Source organism: Fischerella thermalis PCC 7521, from assembly GCF_000317225.1.
GTDB lineage: Bacteria > Cyanobacteriota > Cyanobacteriia > Cyanobacteriales > Nostocaceae > Fischerella > Fischerella thermalis.
Genome location: NZ_AJLL01000014.1, coordinates 1 through 19,644 on the forward strand (window position 1 = coordinate 1; position 19,644 = coordinate 19,644).

Here is a 19,644-nt window from a genome sequence, read left to right on the forward strand (position 1 = left end):
GCCGGGGTGAGGTATAGATGCAGTAATTGATTAATCAGATTTGATATTGGATCAATATTGACCTTGGGTTTTAGCCTGGGGCGAAGGAGAGAAAATTTGCACGAAACTGATATGACAAAAGCGCTCATTTTAACTGTAAAAGATTGGTGGGAATCCCAGCCTGAGCGCCCTCAGATTTCTCAAATTCACCTAATTGTTGGTAGGTTTACTTGTGTTGAACCAGCAAGCTTACAATTTGCTTTTGAGGTGCAAACGCACAATACCTTTTTAGAAGGGGTAAAACTGGTGATTCAAGAAACACCATTAATTGCTTTTTGTCACCGTTGCCAACAAGAATATTCACCGCAAATTGGCTGGCAATACGCTTGTCCTGAATGTAATTCTCCTATGGAGGATATTCGCTCAGGTAGAGAATTAAAAATTGACAAAATTGAGTACGCTTATGCATCAAACATTTGACGCAGCCTTAGGAATTAACTTGCTTCATGCTAATCAGCAAGGGGCTGATCACAACCGATCGCATTTTGATAAATGGGGAATTATTTGTTTCAACATTATGAGTAGTCCGGGTGCTGGTAAAACAGCACTACTAGAGCGTACCCTTGCTACTTTGAGCAATGAGTTAAAAATTGCTGTAATCGAAGGGGATATGACCACCGATTTAGATGCAGAACGTCTGCGAAAATACGGTGTACCAGTAATTGCAATTAATACAGGTCGTTCCTGTCATTTGGATGCCAAAATGGTAGCAGGTGGAATTCATCGACTAGAACATGAATACAATCCCAATGATTTTGATTTAGTGCTGGTAGAAAATGTTGGTAATTTAGTTTGTCCTGCTGAATTTGAAGTTGGAGAACACGCCAAAGTTGCTTTATTGAGCGTGACTGAAGGTGAAGATAAGCCTCTGAAATATCCGATTATGTTTCAACAAGCAGATTGTCTGCTGATTACCAAAATAGATTTGGCTCCTTATTTGGATATTGATATTAGTTGTATTGCAGCTCATGTTCGTCAGATGAATCCCAATGTCACAATTATTCCTGTTTCTGCAAAAACAGGTGAAGGCTTGGAAGTTTGGTTTGATTGGGTGCGTCAGTTCAAATCCTTAAACTACCCTTTAAGCTCACAGTGAAACTTAGGTATAAGAGCCACTACTTTGGTATGATACGGATATTTACGCAAAGTCACCGTCAAAAGACCTAACAGGAATTTTACTATGTCTTGAAGGTCATTAATTGACTAACCCTGACATTGGCAGATTGTAGAAATGTGCAATTTGATGCATCTACGGTACAAATTGTAAGGTTTGTACTTAAAAAATTGACGAAGTAATGACTAACACCATTTCTCTGTGAAGATGCACTTAGATATTTATAAACGAACCACCAAGAGCGCATCAGACGCGCTCATAGGCTTCCCGCAGGCTAGAACGCCAAGGACTACAGAGTTATTAATTAAGTACAAGTTTATAGAGAATTGGTATAAGGACAAAGAAATAATTTGTCGCAAAAATTCAAGCCTTACTTTAAGTTAAACTCAGGGATTAATTGCACGCGTAAATCTACTGCAAAGACCAAATAAATTGTCTAATTCGATACTATAATCGACGGGTCTTATGAGTAAGCGTAACGTTCCCATTTTTCTTTTTTTGGCTCTTGGGCTAGGAGTTTCTTGTTTGACTTTTGGTACGATTTGGTTAATCGACCAATTATCATCTCCTACCTTTTCAAGTGTAAAAAATACATCCGCAGCTGAATTGATGGATGAAAAATTAACACTTCTGGGAGATACTTTTAGTGGTTACAGCACTTTTCGCAATCAGACTTTTTTGGAAGCGCTAAAAAAAGCTGGTTTAAACCTGCGTTATGAAGATGAATTTGACCAAGCTAAACGCACTGAACGTTTTAATCAGGGACAATCTGACTTGTTGGTAACGACACTGGATCAGTTTCTCAAACAACAGCCTCAAGGAAAAATTGTGGGGCTAATTGATTATACGGTAGGAGCAGACGCGGTTGTCCTCAATACTAAGAAGTATCCCAATCTCAAATCAATGCTGGCTCTGAGGCAATTAGTAGAGGAAGCACGCAACAAGGGAGAACAGTTCACAATTGTCTTTGCCGGGGATACTCCTAGCGAGTATTTGGCACAGGTGTTGACTACAAAATTTGAGGAGTTTAAGCTGTCAGATTTCCAAATCAAAAAAGTGGCAGATGCTTCCGAAGCCTGGAAGGTATTGCAAGACTCCAATCAAAATGTGGCAGTTGCTGTGCTTTGGGAACCTTATGTCAGCCAAGCCAGACAGAGGGGTTACACGGTGGTGCTATCAAGTAAGGATTTACCGGGGACAATTGTGGATGTGATTGTTGCTTCTAACCGCCTGATGGAGTCGCAACCAGAGAGCATATCACAATTACTCACTTTTTATTATCGGTTTATTGATACTAATGTCCGCAATGCTGAACAGTTGCAAGCACAAATTGCTGTTGATGGCAAGTTATCTAGCGCTGATGCTAACGCAGTTTTGCAAGGTATTGACTTTTTTACCTCCGTGGAAGCTGATAACTGGATGAAAGATGGCACCTTAGAGAAACGCATCAACTCTACTGCTGCGGTGCTGGCGCTAGTAGGCAAAATGAATCAAGTTCCCCAGAATCCCAAAGAACTGTTTACCTCCGAGTTCATAGCGGAGGCGGCGAAAAACACCCACAATTTAATTCAACAGGTACGTATTGATAACCCGGAACTAGCAGACAGATTTGCTGGTAAAGGAAAAGTGATCGCTCCCATTGCGAATTTCAATAGTAACCAGATAGCCACCGCCCCTAATATTGGCAATTTACAACTGCAAGGAGAGGTGAAATTTACAACTGACTCTGCTTTGCTTACTAATCAAGGTAAGGAAACGCTAGATAAGCTGAGTCGGGATATTGCAGAATTCAACGAACAAACAATAGCTATACGAGTGATTGGTCATACTTCTAAGTTTGGCGAAGCCGATTTTAACCAAACTCTGAGTCAAAAACGGGCGCAGACAGTGGCGAATTATCTGCGCGATCGCGGTCTCAAGCACAAGATTGTAGCTGTGGGTAAAGGTTCTAGCCAGCCACTAGCTGGAGTTCATCCCGAGGATAAACGTAATCAACGGACGGAAATTCGTCTAGTTCGTGTTAACTAGTATTAGTTGTGAGAGGAGTTTCATGAAGTTACGCATTTTGCCATCTTTATTAGCTTTATTTTTCATCAGTTTACTTGTTGCTGTCAGTTGTACTCCTTCTCCACAAACTTCTACATCAGGAAATTCGGCTGCAACTCCTACAAATACCAAACCAATTCAATTCGGTTTTAGTGCTTGGCCTGGTTGGTTTCCTTGGCAAATTGCTCAAGAACAAAAGTTATTTGAAGCAAATCAAGTTAATGTCGACTTGAAGTGGTTTGATGGCTATTTAGATTCCATTAATGCTTTGAGAGCAGGTCAATTAGATGCCAATACTCAAACTTTAAATGACACGATTAGTTCAGTAGCCGCCGGTTCAGATCAAGTGATTGTTTTGGTCAATGACAATTCAACCGGCAACGATAAAATTATCGTCAGAGAAGGAATTAATACTATTGCTGACCTCAAAGGCAAAAAAGTTGCAGCAGAAGAAGGAACTGTTGACCATTTTTTATTATTACTAGGTCTAAAAAAAGCAGGTTTAACGCAAGCTGATATTCAGTTTCAACCACTAGAAACAGGCGCAGCCGCCGCTGCTTTTGTTGCTGGTCAAGTTGATGCAGTGGGAGTTTTTGCACCCTTCACCACAAAGGCTTTATCACGTCCTGGTAGTAAAGAATTATTTAGTTCTAAAGACTTTCCGGGGGCAATTCCTGACCATTTAGTTGTCAGTCGCCAACTCATTAATCAGAGACCACAAGATGTCCAAGCATTAGTAAATACTTGGTTTGCAACCTTAGATTTTATGAGAGCAAATCAAGCAAAAGCTTACGAAATTATGGCAAAACGTGCAGGGGTGTCTGTTGCCGAATATCAAGCATACAATGCAGGGACTAAAATCTTTACTCTAGAAGAAAATGTCCAAGCATTTAATCCCGGTAACAACATGACATCTCTGAGATATGCTGCTGAGGAAATTAGTAAATTTCTGGTTGAGAGCGGTTTGATTAAACAAGCACCTAATCTTAACCAAATCTTTGATGATCGTTTTATCAAAGCCTACGCCGCCAAGCAAAAATCATGAACCAACACGCTGAAGATTTGCCAGAAATAAATTGCGGACGTCCTCAGAAAATGTTACCAAAATCATACTTTTGGCGCATTGCTGAGGATATTCCTCATAACTTGGCTTGGACTTTAATGTTCTTGTCAATTTCCGTACCTATACTTCTGTGGTGGATTATTTCTAATACAGGTTTAATTCCACCTTTATTTCTTCCTTCTCCCGGTCAAGTTTGGGAGGCATTTCAAAGGCTTTTGGCAAGTGGAGATTTACAAAAAGATATTGCCTTTAGTTTATTTCGAGTCCTGGGTGGATTTTCCCTAGCAGCAATTGTTTCCATTCCTTTAGGCACATTAATGGGTACTTTTGCCAGCATTCGGGCGTTGCTAGAACCAGTGATTGGTATCGTGCGCTATATGCCAGCTCCGGCATTTATTCCCTTACTAATTTTATATTTTGGCTTGGGAGAAACGCCGAAAATCATGCTGATTTTTATCGGCACACTGTTTTTTAATACCTTAATGGTGATGGATGCAGTCAAGTTTGTTCCCAAGGAATTATTAGAAACCACTTATACTTTAGGTGGTCAAAGAAAACAAGTTTTACTACAAGTTATTTTTCCATTTATTCTACCTAATATTATCGATGCTTGTCGTGTCAACATGGCTGCATCTTGGAATTTAGTGATTGTCTCGGAATTGGTAGCAGCAACAGAAGGTTTAGGACGCCGAATTAGTGTTGCCCAAAGGTATTTGAAAACAGATGAAATTTTTGCTGGATTAATTGTAATTGGTTTAATTGGTTTAGGAATTGACCTTTTGTTTCGATTGTTATTGCGTGCTTCTTGCAAGTGGGCAATGACAAATGACAAATGACAAATAACAAATAACAAATAACAAATTATGCATTTAGAAATTAATCAACTCCAAAAACAATTCAAAACGAAGCGCGGTTTGCTCACTGCACTTCAAGATATTAGTTTGCATATTGAAGAGGGAGAATTTGTCTGTGCAGTAGGTGCAAGTGGTTCTGGTAAATCAACCCTGCTACGCCTAATTGCGGGGTTGGATACTCCAACCGCAGGGGAGATACTGGTTGATGGGGTGCGGGTTACAGGGCCAGGATCTGATCGTGGTATGGTTTTTCAAAGCTATACTCTTTATCCGTGGATGAGTGTTGCCGAAAATGTAGAATTTGGTTTGAAACTACAAGGTGTACCCAAAGCCCAGAGAAAACAACAGGCGGCTTATTATCTAGAAGTAGTAGGTTTATCTACCTTTACTAAGGCGCTACCTAAAGAACTTTCTGGTGGGATGAAACAACGGGTTGCGATCGCTCGTGCTTTAGCATCGAAACCAAAAATTTTACTTATGGATGAACCCTTTGGCGCTTTGGATGTACAGACAAAAGAAGCAATGCAGCAATTTTTACTAGAAATTTGGCGTAGTACCAGCACGACAATTTTTATGATCACTCATGATGTAGAAGAAGCTATTTTCTTATCACAGCGTATCTACGTACTAAGTGCGCGACCAGGTACAATTAGGCGCGAATTGCAAATCCAACTACCTAGCAAATCGAACCCTCAAATCAAGCGCCATAGCACATTTCAGAAATACAAAGATGATGTGATGAAACTTCTGTATGAGGATGGGATGCAAACAAATCGTATTTGTGAAGTTCAGTCATCGGTAATGGGTAATAGGTAATGGGAAAAACCAATCACCAATTGCTGATACAGCACCGCAAACATGCTTTACAATCATTCCAACCCTGAGGAACTACTATTAAAATCAAACAATAAAAAACTGGTGCGTATCACATGGCTACAAAAAAGCAATTCAATAGCTTTGAAGAAATGCTATCTGGCTCTGATGTACCCGTATTGGTAGATTTTTATGCTGACTGGTGCGGGCCTTGTCAGATGATGACTCCGATTTTAGAGCAGGTTAACGCCCAACTCCAAGGTCAAATCAGAATCGTCAAAATAGACACCGAAAAATACCAACAATTGGCTACTCAGTACAGGATAGAGGCTCTACCAACTTTATTACTATTTAAGCAAGGTCAGCCAGTAGATCGAATTGAGGGTGTGTTGCAAGCACCACAATTAGTACAGCGTCTGAGAAGTTTGATTTAATAGAACTTCATCGGGGAGTGGTTGAGCAAATTGGGATTCCACTTCCCACCTTAAATTATGCACAGTCTATGAACCCTTGGCGTCTTAGTGTCTTGGTGGTTCAAGCCTTGATTACATACTTTTGTGTTAAGCTCCCTGGATTTAGGATCTGTTTCATTGTTTGCGTCCCGGGAAAGGGGAATATTTAACCACAAAGACACAAAGACACAAAGTAGAATCAAGAAAAACCAGGCAATGAAAGTAGATTTTTACCCGCCTTCAAAAAATTTGTAGTAAGCACAAAGCGTGCTTACTACCTGATTTAAATTGCAACTATCAACAAGCTGCTGGGAATTCTCCCAACATCTTGACTTCTGGTTCTAGTAAAATTGACCATCGATCCTGTACTTGATATTGCACATGACGGATGAGATTGAAAATATCCCACGCACTAGCACCACCGCAATTAACGATAAAGTTAGCATGGCGTTGTGCTACTTGTGCGTTACCAATCTGAAAGCCTTTTAAACCAGTTTGTTCAATTAACCAACCTGCGGCGTAGGGTTTAGGGTTACGGAAGACGCTACCGCAACTGGGTTTGTCGTAAGGTTGCGTTGTCAGTCGGTGCTGTTTGTGTTGCTTGGTAGTTGCAATCACAAGGGCGGGGTCCGCGCCTGGTTGCATTCGGAAGGTGGCTTGGGTAACAATGCGATCGCTTCCTTGTAAGATAGAAGTACGATAGCTATAACCCAATTGTTCGCTAGTCAGGGTTTCGATAGTACCGTCAGGTGAAAGTACTTGAGCGCTGACTAGGATATCTGCAATACAGCTATTATGCGCTCCTGCATTCATCACCACAGCCCCACCAACGGTTCCAGGGATACCTACAGCCCATTCTAAGCCCTGCCATCCCCGCTCTGCCGCAGCCATTGCCAAACCGGGTATTGGTTCCCCAGCTGCTACTGTTAATAGACCAGTTTCTGGGTCAAAATGAGTTTGGCGCAGATGGCGGGTAGCGATAACTAAGCCTGGAATACCGCGATCGCTTACTAGCAAGTTAGAACCTGCTCCCAGTACTGTTACTGGTAAACCTTCCTCTTTGGCATATATTAAACTAGCGTGCATTGCTTCGATGTTGCGAGGCGCAACATACCATTCTGCTGGTCCTCCAACTCTGTAGGAAGTATATGCTGACAGAGGAACTTGTGATTTAATTGCGCAGTCTGTACCAAGTAAGGGAATTTCCTTAATTTCGGAATTAGTTGTTTGTCGTTTATTTACATTCACACCAGAATTTGTGCAGACATCTACCGCTGCCTGGGAAATTGCCATATTTACCAGAATCTGTTTTAATTTGATGTTTATCCACCGTACAAATACGGTAATTATTTGATGCAATAAATTAAGGTTGCAAGACTGAACATTAAGCTAGAGCAAGAAACTAGCCCTTGAGACTTTTAGGATGTCGCTGTCGCTGGTTGGTGGAGTGTAGCAATTACCTCCGGAATTACTTGATTTAAATTCCCAGCTCCTAGAAACAGTGCTAGGTCTCCAGAACGTAGTGTTTGCTGTAAGAAATCACACATTAAGGCTAGGTTTGCTTGATACTTGACTTGTGGATGATGTTTGGCAACTTCCTGTGCTAGTTGTTCACCGCTCACCTGTCCCATGTTGACTTCCCCAGCGCTGTAAATGTCAGTGAGTATAACTACATCAGCATGGGTAAAAGATTCGGCAAATTCTTCTAAAAATGCCAGTGTACGGCTGTAGCGATGAGGTTGAAATATGGCAACTACTCTTTGTCCTGGTCTTGCTTGCAGACGTGCGGCTGCTAGAGTAGCACGAATTTCGCTGGGATGGTGGGCATAGTCGTCAATGAATGTGATTCCATGAGCTTCGCCCCGGAATTCAAAGCGACGTCTTGCGCCTTCAAAAGTAGCAAGTCCCTTGGCAATTTCGCCAAATTCTAATCCCAAGACGCGACCAACGGCTACTGCTGCTAGGGCGTTGCTGAGGTTATGGCGACTGAGTAAACGTAAGTTTAACACACCCAAGGCTTTGCCGCGCTCCCAAACTAAGGCGGTAGTGCCATCTGCACGATAGTCTATATTGGTTACGGTATAATCTGCACCTGTGTCTGGATGTAAACTGTAACTAATTGTTGGTTGCAAGCGATCGCGCACCGTTGCACAATCAATGCTAGCTACCAGAGTTTTACAACTATTAGCGAAGGTATGGAATATTTCCACTACTTCTTCTAAATTGTCGTAGTGGTCGGGATGGTCTAGTTCGATATTTGTGATTACACCGATTTCTGGGGCATGTTTAACTAATGAACCATCTGATTCATCTGCTTCTGCTACTAAATAGCAACTTTGACCTAATCTTGCGTTACCTTCCCAGGCATCAACTTCACCACCAATCAAAATTGTGGGGTCAAGACCCGCTTGCAGTAGCATATATCCGATCATACTACTCGTGGTAGTTTTGCCGTGAGTTCCAGCAACTGCGATACTGTCATATTCGGAAATTAAAGTTGACAATACATCTGAACGATGGAAAATTGGACAGCCTAATTCTAATGCTGCTTTATATTCCAAATTGTTAGTATTTATTGCTGTTGAACAAATTACTTGCGGTAGTTGTGCCACTTTATCAGTTGACACATGATTTTGAGTATTTAAAATTACTCGATTTTCATTCTCTTTGGGGCGAAAGAATTCCAAATTGCTTGCTTCTTGTTTAGCAAAAATATGAACCCCGATAGATTCCAATTTGGAAGTAATGTGATTTGGACGAAGATCCGAACCAGAAACAGGCAATTGACGTTTTGCTAGCACGTATGCCAAAGCAGACATACCTATGCCACCAATACCAATAAAATGAAAAGGTCTACCGCTAAAGTCTACAAAATCTTTCATCAATTACTCCTCTAATACCACACCACATAAACATCACAAATGACACGCGTATCATAACAGGATTTTGTTTTTTATTGATACTACCTCTGTATAAATCTCATACTCCTGATAGGTAGATTTTTATGCTCAGATTACATTACTTCAGGATGATTTTAACCTTGCCAGTGGTTTTTCTCTTCCTGAACTAATATTATGTTTATTCTGCAAATTTCTGCACCTTCGGGAAATATACAACTGTATTTTCAAACACATAATTTCGGTCTATGTGCTGGAATTAGCTACAATGGTAGACTGAGTGTTAACTACTTTGAAATCGAATCAAGCTAAAAAAGAGAGTGGATGCAACAAATTGCAATTTTTGGTGGCACATTTGATCCCGTTCATTGGGGACATCTCATCGTAGCCGAAACCGCTCTCAATCAAGTACCTCTAGAAAAGATTATTTGGGTGCCATCAGCTCATCCTCCTCATAAAAAAGCGGCTTCGTTTCAACATCGTTTAGCAATGCTGCAAGCGGCGACAACAGACAACTCTGGCTTTGCTGTTTCACCGATTGAGCAATTGCAATCTGGTACTTCTTATGCCATCAATACCCTGATTGATTTATCCAATTTTTATCCCAATACTCATTGGTATTGGATTGTTGGTTTGGATACATTCCAAACATTACCTAAGTGGTATCGCGGACAGGAATTAGCACAATTGTGCGATTGGTTAATCGCACCCCGATATCTTGGTAGTGAATGTATAACTCAAACTGATTTAATCTGCAAGCAAGTGGAGCAAAAATTAGCAAGGCAGTCCTTTACCATACACTGGCAATTATTGCATACTCCTTTAGTAGGAGTGTCGTCAAGTATGATTCGTAACTTATGTCGCGATCGCCAATCGATTCGTTACTTAGTTCCAGAATCAGTACGAAGTTACATAGCTGATCACAATCTCTATGCTTGAAGCAGGGGATTGGGGATCGGAGAGTTGAAGGAGGACAAGCAGGACATGGGGAACATGGAGAAAACTAATAACCAATGCCCGATCCCCGTTGCCCCTAATCTCCATAGGGAACCCCAAGTTTCCCGATCCTCGCTCCCCTGAAGCTATAATTAAAAAAATTAAAATTTTTTTGGGATCTAACACTTTATAGTTATAAATACTCCCCCCTTTGCGATATGATCGGGGTCAACCATAAGATTTAATTAGGCATATATAACAGAGGGCAAGACGCTGTGATTAGAGTTGCTATCAACGGTTTTGGGCGCATCGGTCGTAACTTTATGCGCTGTTGGTTAGGTAGAGAGAATAGCAATATCGACCTAGTTGCTATCAACGACACCTCAGACCCCAGAACTAACGCTCACCTGCTCAAGTATGATTCGATGCTAGGGAAGTTAAAAGGTGCTGAAATTACTGCCGATGATAACTCAATCATCGCTAACGGTAAGACCGTTAAATGCGTATCTGATCGCAACCCAGAAAACTTGCCCTGGAAAGAGTGGGAAATCGACCTAATTATCGAAGCAACAGGGGTATTTACTGCCAGAGAAGGGGCGATGAAGCATATCAATGCTGGCGCCAAAAAGGTATTGATCACCGCCCCTGGCAAAAATGAAGATGGTACTTTTGTAATTGGCGTAAACCATCACGATTATGATCACGACAAACACCACATCATCAGTAACGCCAGCTGCACCACCAACTGCTTAGCTCCCGTTGCCAAAGTCTTACATGAGAAATTTGGCATCATCAAAGGTACAATGACCACCACCCACAGCTACACAGGAGATCAGCGTCTGCTGGACGCTTCTCACCGGGATTTACGCCGTGCGCGTGCTGCGGCTATTAACATTGTGCCTACTTCCACCGGTGCAGCTAAAGCTGTAGCGCTGGTACTACCAGCACTCAAAGGCAAGCTCAATGGTGTAGCATTGCGTGTACCCACCCCTAACGTTTCAATGGTGGATTTCGTAGTACAAGTTGAGAAACAAACCATTGCTGAAGAAGTCAACGCAGCCCTGAAACAAGCTTCTGAAAATGAGCTAAAAGGCATTTTAGATTACAGTGAACTACAATTGGTATCCTCTGACTATCAAGGTACTGATGCTTCCTCCATTGTTGATGCCAGCTTGACAATGGTCATGGGTGGTGACATGGTTAAAGTCATGGCATGGTACGACAACGAATGGGGGTACAGCCAACGCGTTCTAGACTTGGCAGAATTAGTAGCCGAGAAGTGGAAGTAATTAGGTTTGTTGTTTGTTGGTGGTTGTTTGTTGTTTGGAAAAATTAACAACCAACAACCAACTAGCAACCACTAACCAAAATGCTGAAATCCCTGACTGAGAGATAAAACTTGGTCGGGGAATTCTTGTTTTTGGTCACGTAATACTACGGTTGAGCCATTTGTGATTTCTCCAATCGCAGCAGCGCCCTGACCAAGCATTTGTACTAATTTATCAGCTGGCTGTTTTGGTAAGCACAACACCAATTCAAAATCTTCACCACCGTAGAGGCTATACTCTAAGGCTTGTTCTGGGGTTAGCCAGTGAGCAAAAGCTGGTGGGAAAGGAATTTGTGTACGTTCTACTACAGCCCCGACATTACTAGCACGGCAAATTTGTACTAACGCATCAGCTAAACCGTCGCTGCTGTCCATCCCAGCGATCGCCAATTGAGAAGAACCAAGAATTTGCCAGAGGATGGGTAAGACATCTAATCGGGGTTGTGGGCGCTGGTGAGCGCGGATTAAAGCCTTTGTTTCTTCTGGGCTAAGGTTTTCTGCCTTTTCGGGATGCAAGAGCAATTCTAAGCCAGCCCGGGACGCGCCATGAACACCAGTAACGATGATCGCATCTCCGACTTGAGCTCGGTGACGGCGGATAATTTGTTGGGGGTAAGCTTGACCAAAAGCAGTAATAGCAATGGTAATTACTGGCGATCGCACTACATCACCACCCACAATTGGGGTATTGTATTGTTGTAGGCATTGTGTCATACCTACATACATTTGTTCTACCCAACTCACAGAAACATCACCAGGTAGTCCCAGCCCGACAGTAATTCCTAAGGGGGAAGCGCCCATCGCCGCCAGATCTGATAAATTAGCAGCAGCAGCCCGCCAGCCAACATCGACTGCTGACGTAGTAATTTCACTGAAATGAATGTTGTCAACTAAAACATCAGTAGTTACTACCAGAGACAGCCCTGTTTCAGTAGCAATTACTGCTGCATCGTCCCCAATAATTTCCTGAGGACAGAAGCGTTGCAAAATTTGTAAAAGTCCTTGTTCGCCGATATCTCTAACTAGTAAAGAAGATGACTCAGTGTTCACAGTATTTCTCAAGCTCACATAAATCGCATAAATATTTTCAGGTTAGGATATAAATACCGTCTAGAAATCAATCGGGATGGTCACTACACCAGCAACTAAGCTCACCTTTGAGGAATACTTAACCTATGATGATGGCACTGGCTGCCATTACGAATTGGTGGATGGCTCTCTGGAACTTATGAACCCACCTACAATTGAACATTTTCTAATAGCCGATTTTCTAGATACAAGCCTTAAAGCAGAAATTAAGCGGTTGGGTTTACCTTGGCTATGCTTGCGAGAAGCTGGAGTCAGAACAGGTAGAAATAAATCTCGGTTGACTGACTTGTGCGTAGTGACGATAGAACAAGCAAGGGAATTGATGAATGTATCAGCAGTATTTCAAACGCCGCCGCTATTAATCGTAGAGATAGTCAGTCCAGAATCGATAAAACGGGACTATCGCTACAAGCGTTCTGAATATGCTGCCCTAGAAGTACCAGAGTATTGGATTGTAGATCCCTTAGAGACAAAAATTTCAGTATTATTACTGGAAGAAGGACTGTACGAAGAAACAGTATTTACAGGTAGCCAGAAGATTGAATCGCGGACTTTGCCAGAATTAGCGATCGCCACAGAAAAGGTATTTGTTGCAGGTAATCTCTGAAGAAACACGGGTGTAGAGGTATAGGGGTATAGAATTGGATATTTTTTTATTTGCAAGTCCCTGATGGACTGTATTCAATAATTTACTGTAACTCCTTCTTCAGAAAAAAAACGGCTATAACCTTGTGGAAAGTTAGGTAACTCACCAAACACGACATATCCACGTTTCCGATAGAACTCTGGAGCTTGAAAACTGAATGTATCCAAATACGCATATTGACAACCTCGCTTCACAGCTTCTTGTTCCGCAGTGGCTAAAAGAATATCACCATAACCTTTCCCACGAAACAACTCATGTACCCATAACACATCAACATACAACCACTGCCAATATGTTTCTCCAATTAATCCACCCACTATATCCCTCATTTGTCACTTTGGGAGAATCCAATCGCTCAAATAGTTACGGGGCTTTAGTTTCCACTTTTCGTCTATAAATTTTAGTTTCTGTTAGAAAATAAAGCCTCAAACCCGGATGAAACCAAAGTCTCAGAAGTTGGCTGAGATTATTGTTTTCCGAGAGTGACAGAACAGGGATATGATCATCTGAATCTCGCAGAAAGATTACTAAGTGCTTGTAGTTACCCTCACTAGCACGACTGCTATTGAATTTAATAATCTGCTGTAGGACAAATTCAACTTCATGAGGCTGTGGTTCTGTCACTATCTCAATTTTCGGTTGCTTCATAGATTCACTCTGTTCTAAAGGCTTACTAGTCAGGTGAAACTTAACCTATTTTTATACTCAATGAGAGCATCCCAAATTTTTCAAAACACAAAACGAAGTAGCTCTGATTAACACTCTGCTACCTAGTGCGTCAACCTCTGCGACCCTTGGCGTTTAAAAATAAACTCAAACATTTAGGATACTCCCTACTCAAAAGCTATACTTGATCAAAATTTTGAGTATGAAAACTTTTCTAAATGCCACAACCAATACATGTAAACAAAAATAACCTATACACCTTTTCCCGACTCGCACCCTTTATTCAAGAATATATTTACAATCACAACTGGACGGAATTACGCCCAGTTCAAATAGCGGCATGTCAAGTCATTTTTGATACAGATGCTCATTTATTAATTGCGGCTGCTACAGCTGCTGGAAAAACAGAAGCAGCGTTTTTACCGATTTTAACTTTATTACATGAAAATCCATCAAGTACAATTGGTGCATTGTATATCGGGCCAATCAAAGCTTTAATTAATGATCAATTTGAACGTTTGCATGGTTTACTCAAAGAAGCAGACATTCCTGTTTGGCATTGGCATGGTGATGTTTCTCAAAGTCATAAAAATCAGCTGCTCAAAAATCCTCTAGGTATCCTGCAAATTACACCAGAATCTTTAGAAAGTTTATTAATTAATAAATATCATGACATCAAGCGTTTGTTTGGTGATTTACGATTTGTTGTCATTGATGAAATTCATGCTTTTATGGGTACGGAAAGGGGTTGTCAGATTCTTTGTCAGTTGGCTAGATTAGAAGACTTGACGCAAAAGCAACCTCGAAGAATTGGTTTATCGGCTACTCTTGGTGATTATGCATTGGCTGAGGAGTGGTTATGTTCTGGGAGTAAAAAGTCGGTGATTACGCCGAAGATTGAGAGGGAAAATAGACAAATTAGGTTGGCTGTGGAGCATTTTTTTGTTAGCGTTGATGATGAGTTTTGGGGAAAAAAGAACCGCAGAGACGCAGAGAGCGCGGACATAAGAGAGGGGAGAGAGGGTAAGTTTGATATTGATGTTTATGAAAGATATATTTTTAATTTGAGTAAGAATCGTAAGTGTTTGATTTTTGCTAATAATAAATCGCAAACTGAAGCGGTGATTGCTTCTTTGCGCAAAGTTGCCATGAGGGAAGGGGAAGCGGATATATATCATGTACATCATGGCAGTATATCTGCTAGCTTGCGACAAGTTGCAGAAAATGCAATGCGGGAACCGAATCGACCTGCTGTGACTGCTGCAACCTTGACTTTAGAATTAGGTATAGATATTGGTTATCTTGAGCGGGTGATTCAGTTAGAAGCACCGCTTTCCGTAGCGAGTTTTTTACAACGTTTGGGACGTACAGGTAGAAGGGGTGAAGCTGCCGATATGCGCTTTGTGTGCGCGGAAAACGAAGTGTTATCAGAAGCAACTCTACCAGAACAAATTCCTTGGCAACTTTTACAGTGTATCGCAATTATTCAACTTTATTTGGAGGAAAAGTGGATTGAACCAATTAAGCCTGTGAAATATCCATTTAGTTTATTGTATCACCAAACTATGAGTATTGTAGTAGCAGTTGGTGAAATTTCACCAGCTACTCTTGCTCAAAAAGTCTTGAGTTTGCCTGTATTTACTGCCGTATCTAGAGATGATTTGAAGTTATTACTACGCTATTTAATTGATATTAACCATCTGCAATTGACAGAAGAGGGGAAACTCATTTTAGGTTTGGCTGGTGAAAGGGTGGTGGGTAAGTTTCAATTTTACGCTGTCTTCCCAGATAATGAGGAATTTCTGGTTAAACAAGGAGCGACAGAAATTGGTAGTATATCTCTGCCGTCACCTGTAGGTAATCAATTTGCTTTAGCAGGGAAAACTTGGGAAGTTGTAGAAGTTGATTTTAAAAAGAAAATTATCTTAGTGAAGCAAGTTGAAGGTCAAGCAAGTATTTTTTGGCGTGGTGGTAGCGGTACAATTCATACACGCATTCTCCAAAGAATGCGACAAGTTTTATTTGAAGATACAGAATATCCTTATTTGCAAAGTAACGCGATGAAGCGTTTGCGTGTAGTTCGCGAACTTACACGCAATTCTGGATTAGATCAAAAAAATATTTTGCTTCTGGCTAAAAATAAGTCTTGCATTTTTCCTTGGATGGGTACAGTAGCTTACCGGACTTTGGAAAGGTTGCTAAACATGTTCTGTCGTGAATCTTTAGCAATTAAAAGTATTGGCGGTGTAAATCCGTACTATTTGATAATTAAATTAGATAAAACAAAAGTAAACTCTCTTTATCCAGAAATTCTTTCTTTGTGTGAACAAAGAATTACGGCTGAGAATTTATTAAGTGATGCAGAAGCTCCAGAAATTCAGAAGTATGACAAGTTTATTCCCCATGCACTTCTACGTAAAGCTTTTGCGAGTGATCATTTGGATATGGAAGAACTAAGACAACTAGTGGGTTTGTGGTAAATCACACTTGTTTAGAGAATGCTAAATAGCCGTCAAGAATTTTGTGTGGCAACAGAGATGACTATTCTTTGTGTCTTGGAGTCTTGGTGGTTGGTGATTTTTTCACCACTAAGGCACAAAGACACTAAGTGTTTTTCAGCCAGGTAGACGTAATTAACGTTTCATTAGTCCAAAATTCCGCCTGAGAATAAACGGGTTTCACTTTCACCTGCGTACTTTAGCAGATGATACTTTGATTGGCTGCGCTGGCTTGTTCGGTATTCAGTGGATGCATCAGATTGCTTCATTGGGTATTGCAATTGGTGATCCGGCATACTGGGGTAAAGGTTATGGTACGGATGGACTAAAACTGCTGTTGGGGTATGCCTTCCGGGAATTAAATCTCTACCGAGTGGGATCATCAACTATTAGTTATGATATCCGGTCAATTAAAGCCCATGAAAAAGTCGGATTTCGTCAAGAGGGAATTCAACGCAGCTTTATTCAGCGGGAGGGTAGGCGGTTTGATTTGATTATATTTGGTATTTTACGTCCGGAGTGGGAGGCGCTTCAGACAAGATGAAGAAGGCAGAGGGTTAGAGAGCATTCCTTCTGCCTCCTGCCACGCCAGGTGCTTTATGCCGGGAAACCCGTCCACCGCACTGGCTCCTCTGCCTTGTTTGATAAAACAGGGAAAAAGGGAAAGGGAAAAATAAAACCCTTTAACCTTCTTATTTTGCTCCCATTTCTATCACAATACTACGTGTGAAGTCTACACGCTGTTCAAATTCCAAGCCTTTGATAGTATTGACAAAATCATTGGTATTCTCAGGTAATTTGTAGTTAGAGGGAACTTGAATCACAACACCCTCTTCCATTCCCTGCGCTAAACGCAACCATACGTCTATCTTGGCACTGGAACTTAAAGCAGTGTAGGCGCGGCTAATGTCACTATTAGCACGGCTAGCTATGTCACGTTGTGCTTGTAGCTGCTGTTCCTTTGGCAATGCTTTAATTTGATCGTACAATGCCGCAGCTGTATCTTGAGCAGAAGTTTGATTTGCTGGTATCAATTGCTCTTTAATGTCTAGATAGCCGAACCAGAGTAAGGCTAGCTGAGTATCAACGTCAAATTTGCGAAATTGTTCTACAGCTTTTTTGGTTCTTTCGTCAGTTGCAAATGTCATAAAAAGTCTCCGATTACTTTACCAAAACTGCGTAATTAAAATTACTGAGGTTAACTTGCCACTCCTCACTCACAAAATCTTATAAATTAAATATTCTAGATTAACCCTACTTCAGGTAGAAATAGCTTCCGTAGCTTTTGACAGATGCAATTAATACATTTATGAATATATAAAAAATGCTGGAACAACCAAAAATCAACATCCCAATGTACGATTATGTAATTATCGGTGCAGGTTCAGCAGGCTGTGTATTAGCCCATCGCCTGACAGAAAATCCAAAAACCACAGTATTGCTATTAGAAGCAGGGAACCCAGATCAAAAGCCAGAAATTCATATTCCTGCTGGTTTTCCTAAGTTGTTAAAAACAGAATATGACTGGGCATATTACACAGAAAAACAGCCTTTCTTAAATAATCGTCAACTATATTGGCCTCGTGGCAAAGTTATCGGTGGAAGCAGTTCCATAAACGCCATGATTTATATTCGTGGTAACTTAAGTGACTATGATTATTGGCACAATTTAGGTAATTCAGGCTGGAGTGCTAAAGACGTACTTCCCTACTTTATTAAAGCTGAAAATCAGAATGTCCTGAAAAATGAATATCACGGTGTTGATGGTCTCCTCAATGTCACAAATCAGCGCTGTATTAATCCACTTTCTCGTGCCTTTGTCAAAGCAGCACAACAAGCAGATTTACTACTAAATCCAGACTTCAATGGTGCCAAACAAGAGGGATTAGGATTTTATCAAGTCACTCAAAAAAACGGTAAACGTCATAGTGTGGCAGCTGCTTATTTAAAGCCAATTTTACAACGACCAAATTTAACTGTTCAAACTAATGCCCAAGTTACAAAAATAAATTTTTTAGGTACACAAGCTATTGGTTTAACCTACATTCATCAAGGTGTAAACCATGAAATAAAAATTGCTAAAGAAGTTATTTTAAGTGGTGGCGCAATTAATTCACCACAGTTGTTAATGCTATCAGGAATTGGAGATGCTGAACAATTAAAATCTTTAGGGATTCCTGTAGTCATGAACTTACCTGGTGTCGGCAAAAATTTACAAGATCATCTGTGTGTACCTGTTGCTTATACATGTACTAAATCTGTATCTCTGGCAAATGCAGAAAAATTTATCAATGTTCTGAAGTATTTATTGTTTAAAAATGGGCCTCTGACTACGAATGTTGCAGAAGCGGGAGGTTTTGTCAAAATCAATCCTGATTCACAATTGAATGAATTACAATTCCATTTTGCTCCTACTTACTTTTTAAATCATGGCTTTACTAGACCAGAAGGACATGGTTTTACTTTTGGCCCGACTCTTTTATATCCACAAAGCAAAGGTAACATTACTTTACGTTCTACTAATCCCTCAGAAGCACCCGTCATTCAACCAAATTATCTGGAAAAAGCAGCTGATTTAGAAGTTTTGGTTGCAGGTGTTAAACTATCACGTCAATTAGCACAAATGCCAGCCTTTGATAGCTTTCGAGGTGAAGAATTTGTTCCTGGTGTGGGGGTACAGGATGATGAAGAAATTCGTACTTATATTCGAGACACTGTAGAAAGTTTGTATCACCCTGTTGGGACTTGCAAAATGGGTAATGATTCTATGGCGGTAGTTAATTCCCAACTACAAGTTCATGGAGTCCAAGGACTGCGAGTGATAGATGCATCAATTATGCCTTCCATTACTGGTGGTAACACTAACGCTCCCACAATCATGATTGCTGAAAAAGCTGCCGATATGATTAAAAATTACTAAGTTTTCCGGATAGAGGGCAGCTAGCTATAGCTAGGTGGTGCAAAGGGCCCGACCATAATCACAGCAATCACCATGCCTATCGTCATGAAAGCAGCAAATACATAATCTCTTAGACGCCAAGGAGTTCTCATGGAGAATGCTGCAATAGAAAGAGAATAGAAAGCGATCGCACTAACTACTATATTTTGGATTTTAGTAGATCATGAACTTGTAGTACAGCACCACCGATAAATGCCTTCTGCCTACCTGCGGAAGCCGCTACGCGTCTACTGTCTTCTGCCTTC

General features: G+C 40.9%; 19 protein-coding genes. 13 read left to right on the forward strand and 6 right to left on the reverse strand.

Features of this window, described 5'->3' with window-relative positions; translation table 11 throughout:
* The first annotated feature begins 57 nt into the window (after positions 1-57).
* From hypA to trxA, 7 genes are all read left to right on the forward strand, one after another.
* A complete protein-coding gene (hypA, locus tag UYK_RS0104170) occupies positions 58-459 on the forward strand; it encodes a hydrogenase maturation nickel metallochaperone HypA (RefSeq protein ID WP_009459759.1) in 402 nt (133 codons plus the stop codon).
* The gene (hypB, locus tag UYK_RS0104175; protein ID WP_016870954.1) at positions 443-1,135 is read left to right on the forward strand and encodes a hydrogenase nickel incorporation protein HypB; all 693 of its coding nucleotides are present in this window, start codon (positions 443-445) and stop codon (positions 1,133-1,135) included. Before hypA ends, hypB begins: the two co-directional genes overlap by 17 nt.
* Before the next feature lie 483 nt (positions 1,136-1,618).
* Positions 1,619-3,181, forward strand: coding sequence for an OmpA family protein (locus tag UYK_RS0104180; protein ID WP_009459761.1), 1,563 nt, complete (start codon positions 1,619-1,621; stop codon positions 3,179-3,181).
* Between the two features lie 22 nt (positions 3,182-3,203).
* Positions 3,204-4,244, forward strand: coding sequence for an ABC transporter substrate-binding protein (locus tag UYK_RS0104185; protein ID WP_009459762.1), 1,041 nt, complete (start codon positions 3,204-3,206; stop codon positions 4,242-4,244).
* Positions 4,241-5,098, forward strand: a complete 858-nt coding sequence (locus UYK_RS0104190; RefSeq protein WP_009459763.1) for an ABC transporter permease — start codon at positions 4,241-4,243, stop codon at positions 5,096-5,098. Before UYK_RS0104185 ends, UYK_RS0104190 begins: the two co-directional genes overlap by 4 nt.
* Positions 5,099-5,125: 27 nt before the next feature.
* Positions 5,126-5,932 carry an ABC transporter ATP-binding protein gene (locus UYK_RS0104195; protein ID WP_009459764.1) on the forward strand — a complete coding sequence of 269 codons (807 nt, stop codon included), beginning with the start codon at positions 5,126-5,128 and terminating at the stop codon, positions 5,930-5,932.
* A gap of 113 nt (positions 5,933-6,045) precedes the next feature.
* Positions 6,046-6,363, forward strand: coding sequence for a thioredoxin (trxA, locus tag UYK_RS0104200; RefSeq protein WP_009459765.1), 318 nt, complete (start codon positions 6,046-6,048; stop codon positions 6,361-6,363).
* Between the two features lie 315 nt (positions 6,364-6,678).
* Here trxA and murB read toward each other — a convergent pair whose 3' ends face one another.
* Together murB and murC are read right to left on the reverse strand one after the other, a co-directional pair.
* Positions 6,679-7,674, reverse strand: a complete 996-nt coding sequence (gene murB / locus UYK_RS0104205) for a UDP-N-acetylmuramate dehydrogenase (RefSeq protein WP_009459766.1) — start codon at positions 7,672-7,674, stop codon at positions 6,679-6,681.
* A gap of 125 nt (positions 7,675-7,799) precedes the next feature.
* Positions 7,800-9,263, reverse strand: a complete 1,464-nt coding sequence (gene murC / locus UYK_RS0104210; protein ID WP_009459767.1) for a UDP-N-acetylmuramate--L-alanine ligase — start codon at positions 9,261-9,263, stop codon at positions 7,800-7,802.
* A 339-nt stretch (positions 9,264-9,602) separates the two neighbouring features.
* Between murC and nadD the strand changes: the two genes are divergently transcribed.
* A complete protein-coding gene (gene nadD / locus UYK_RS0104215) occupies positions 9,603-10,217 on the forward strand; it encodes a nicotinate (nicotinamide) nucleotide adenylyltransferase (protein ID WP_009459768.1) in 615 nt (204 codons plus the stop codon).
* A gap of 272 nt (positions 10,218-10,489) precedes the next feature.
* On the forward strand, positions 10,490-11,503 hold the full coding sequence (locus UYK_RS0104220; RefSeq protein ID WP_009459769.1) for a type I glyceraldehyde-3-phosphate dehydrogenase: 1,014 nt from the start codon (positions 10,490-10,492) through the stop codon (positions 11,501-11,503).
* A gap of 71 nt (positions 11,504-11,574) precedes the next feature.
* On the opposite strand, the gene thiL is transcribed toward UYK_RS0104220, so the two are convergent.
* A complete protein-coding gene (gene thiL, locus UYK_RS0104225) occupies positions 11,575-12,591 on the reverse strand; it encodes a thiamine-phosphate kinase (protein ID WP_009459770.1) in 1,017 nt (338 codons plus the stop codon).
* 76 nt (positions 12,592-12,667) lie between these two features.
* On the opposite strand from thiL, the gene UYK_RS0104230 reads away from it, so the two are divergent.
* Complete coding sequence (locus tag UYK_RS0104230) at positions 12,668-13,237, forward strand: Uma2 family endonuclease (RefSeq protein WP_009459771.1); 570 nt, start codon at positions 12,668-12,670, stop codon at positions 13,235-13,237.
* A 74-nt stretch (positions 13,238-13,311) separates the two neighbouring features.
* Here the strand turns inward: UYK_RS0104230 and UYK_RS23995 are convergent, their stop codons facing one another.
* Positions 13,312-13,605 carry a GNAT family N-acetyltransferase gene (locus UYK_RS23995; protein ID WP_016870955.1) on the reverse strand — a complete coding sequence of 98 codons (294 nt, stop codon included), beginning with the start codon at positions 13,603-13,605 and terminating at the stop codon, positions 13,312-13,314.
* A 34-nt stretch (positions 13,606-13,639) separates the two neighbouring features.
* Complete coding sequence (locus UYK_RS26945) at positions 13,640-13,924, reverse strand: hypothetical protein (RefSeq protein WP_016870956.1); 285 nt, start codon at positions 13,922-13,924, stop codon at positions 13,640-13,642.
* 236 nt (positions 13,925-14,160) lie between these two features.
* On the opposite strand from UYK_RS26945, the gene UYK_RS0104245 reads away from it, so the two are divergent.
* Together UYK_RS0104245 and UYK_RS24005 are read left to right on the forward strand one after the other, a co-directional pair.
* Positions 14,161-16,422: a DEAD/DEAH box helicase gene (locus tag UYK_RS0104245; RefSeq protein WP_016870957.1), complete on the forward strand. Its 2,262-nt coding sequence runs from the start codon at positions 14,161-14,163 to the stop codon at positions 16,420-16,422.
* 187 nt (positions 16,423-16,609) lie between these two features.
* Positions 16,610-16,984, forward strand: coding sequence for a GNAT family N-acetyltransferase (locus UYK_RS24005; RefSeq protein ID WP_071588103.1), 375 nt, complete (start codon positions 16,610-16,612; stop codon positions 16,982-16,984).
* Between the two features lie 148 nt (positions 16,985-17,132).
* On the opposite strand, the gene UYK_RS0104255 is transcribed toward UYK_RS24005, so the two are convergent.
* Positions 17,133-17,588, reverse strand: coding sequence for an orange carotenoid protein N-terminal domain-containing protein (locus UYK_RS0104255; protein WP_016870959.1), 456 nt, complete (start codon positions 17,586-17,588; stop codon positions 17,133-17,135).
* A gap of 206 nt (positions 17,589-17,794) precedes the next feature.
* On the opposite strand from UYK_RS0104255, the gene UYK_RS0104260 reads away from it, so the two are divergent.
* On the forward strand, positions 17,795-19,360 hold the full coding sequence (locus UYK_RS0104260) for a GMC family oxidoreductase (RefSeq protein ID WP_026086354.1): 1,566 nt from the start codon (positions 17,795-17,797) through the stop codon (positions 19,358-19,360).
* Positions 19,361-19,644 lie beyond the last annotated feature (284 nt).

Coding starts and splice junctions, on each gene's coding strand:
- hypB (WP_016870954.1), top strand. CDS start 443: ATGCATCAAACATTTGACGCAGCCTTAGGAATTAACTTGCTTCATGCT.
- UYK_RS0104180 (WP_009459761.1), top strand. CDS start 1,619: ATGAGTAAGCGTAACGTTCCCATTTTTCTTTTTTTGGCTCTTGGGCTA.
- UYK_RS0104185 (WP_009459762.1), top strand. CDS start 3,204: ATGAAGTTACGCATTTTGCCATCTTTATTAGCTTTATTTTTCATCAGT.
- UYK_RS0104190 (WP_009459763.1), top strand. CDS start 4,241: ATGAACCAACACGCTGAAGATTTGCCAGAAATAAATTGCGGACGTCCT.
- UYK_RS0104195 (WP_009459764.1), top strand. CDS start 5,126: ATGCATTTAGAAATTAATCAACTCCAAAAACAATTCAAAACGAAGCGC.
- trxA (WP_009459765.1), top strand. CDS start 6,046: ATGGCTACAAAAAAGCAATTCAATAGCTTTGAAGAAATGCTATCTGGC.
- murB (WP_009459766.1), bottom strand. CDS start 7,674: ATGGCAATTTCCCAGGCAGCGGTAGATGTCTGCACAAATTCTGGTGTG.
- murC (WP_009459767.1), bottom strand. CDS start 9,263: ATGAAAGATTTTGTAGACTTTAGCGGTAGACCTTTTCATTTTATTGGT.
- nadD (WP_009459768.1), top strand. CDS start 9,603: ATGCAACAAATTGCAATTTTTGGTGGCACATTTGATCCCGTTCATTGG.
- UYK_RS0104230 (WP_009459771.1), top strand. CDS start 12,668: ATGGTCACTACACCAGCAACTAAGCTCACCTTTGAGGAATACTTAACC.
- UYK_RS23995 (WP_016870955.1), bottom strand. CDS start 13,605: ATGAGGGATATAGTGGGTGGATTAATTGGAGAAACATATTGGCAGTGG.
- UYK_RS26945 (WP_016870956.1), bottom strand. CDS start 13,924: ATGAAGCAACCGAAAATTGAGATAGTGACAGAACCACAGCCTCATGAA.
- UYK_RS0104245 (WP_016870957.1), top strand. CDS start 14,161: ATGCCACAACCAATACATGTAAACAAAAATAACCTATACACCTTTTCC.
- UYK_RS0104255 (WP_016870959.1), bottom strand. CDS start 17,588: ATGACATTTGCAACTGACGAAAGAACCAAAAAAGCTGTAGAACAATTT.
- UYK_RS0104260 (WP_026086354.1), top strand. CDS start 17,795: ATGTACGATTATGTAATTATCGGTGCAGGTTCAGCAGGCTGTGTATTA.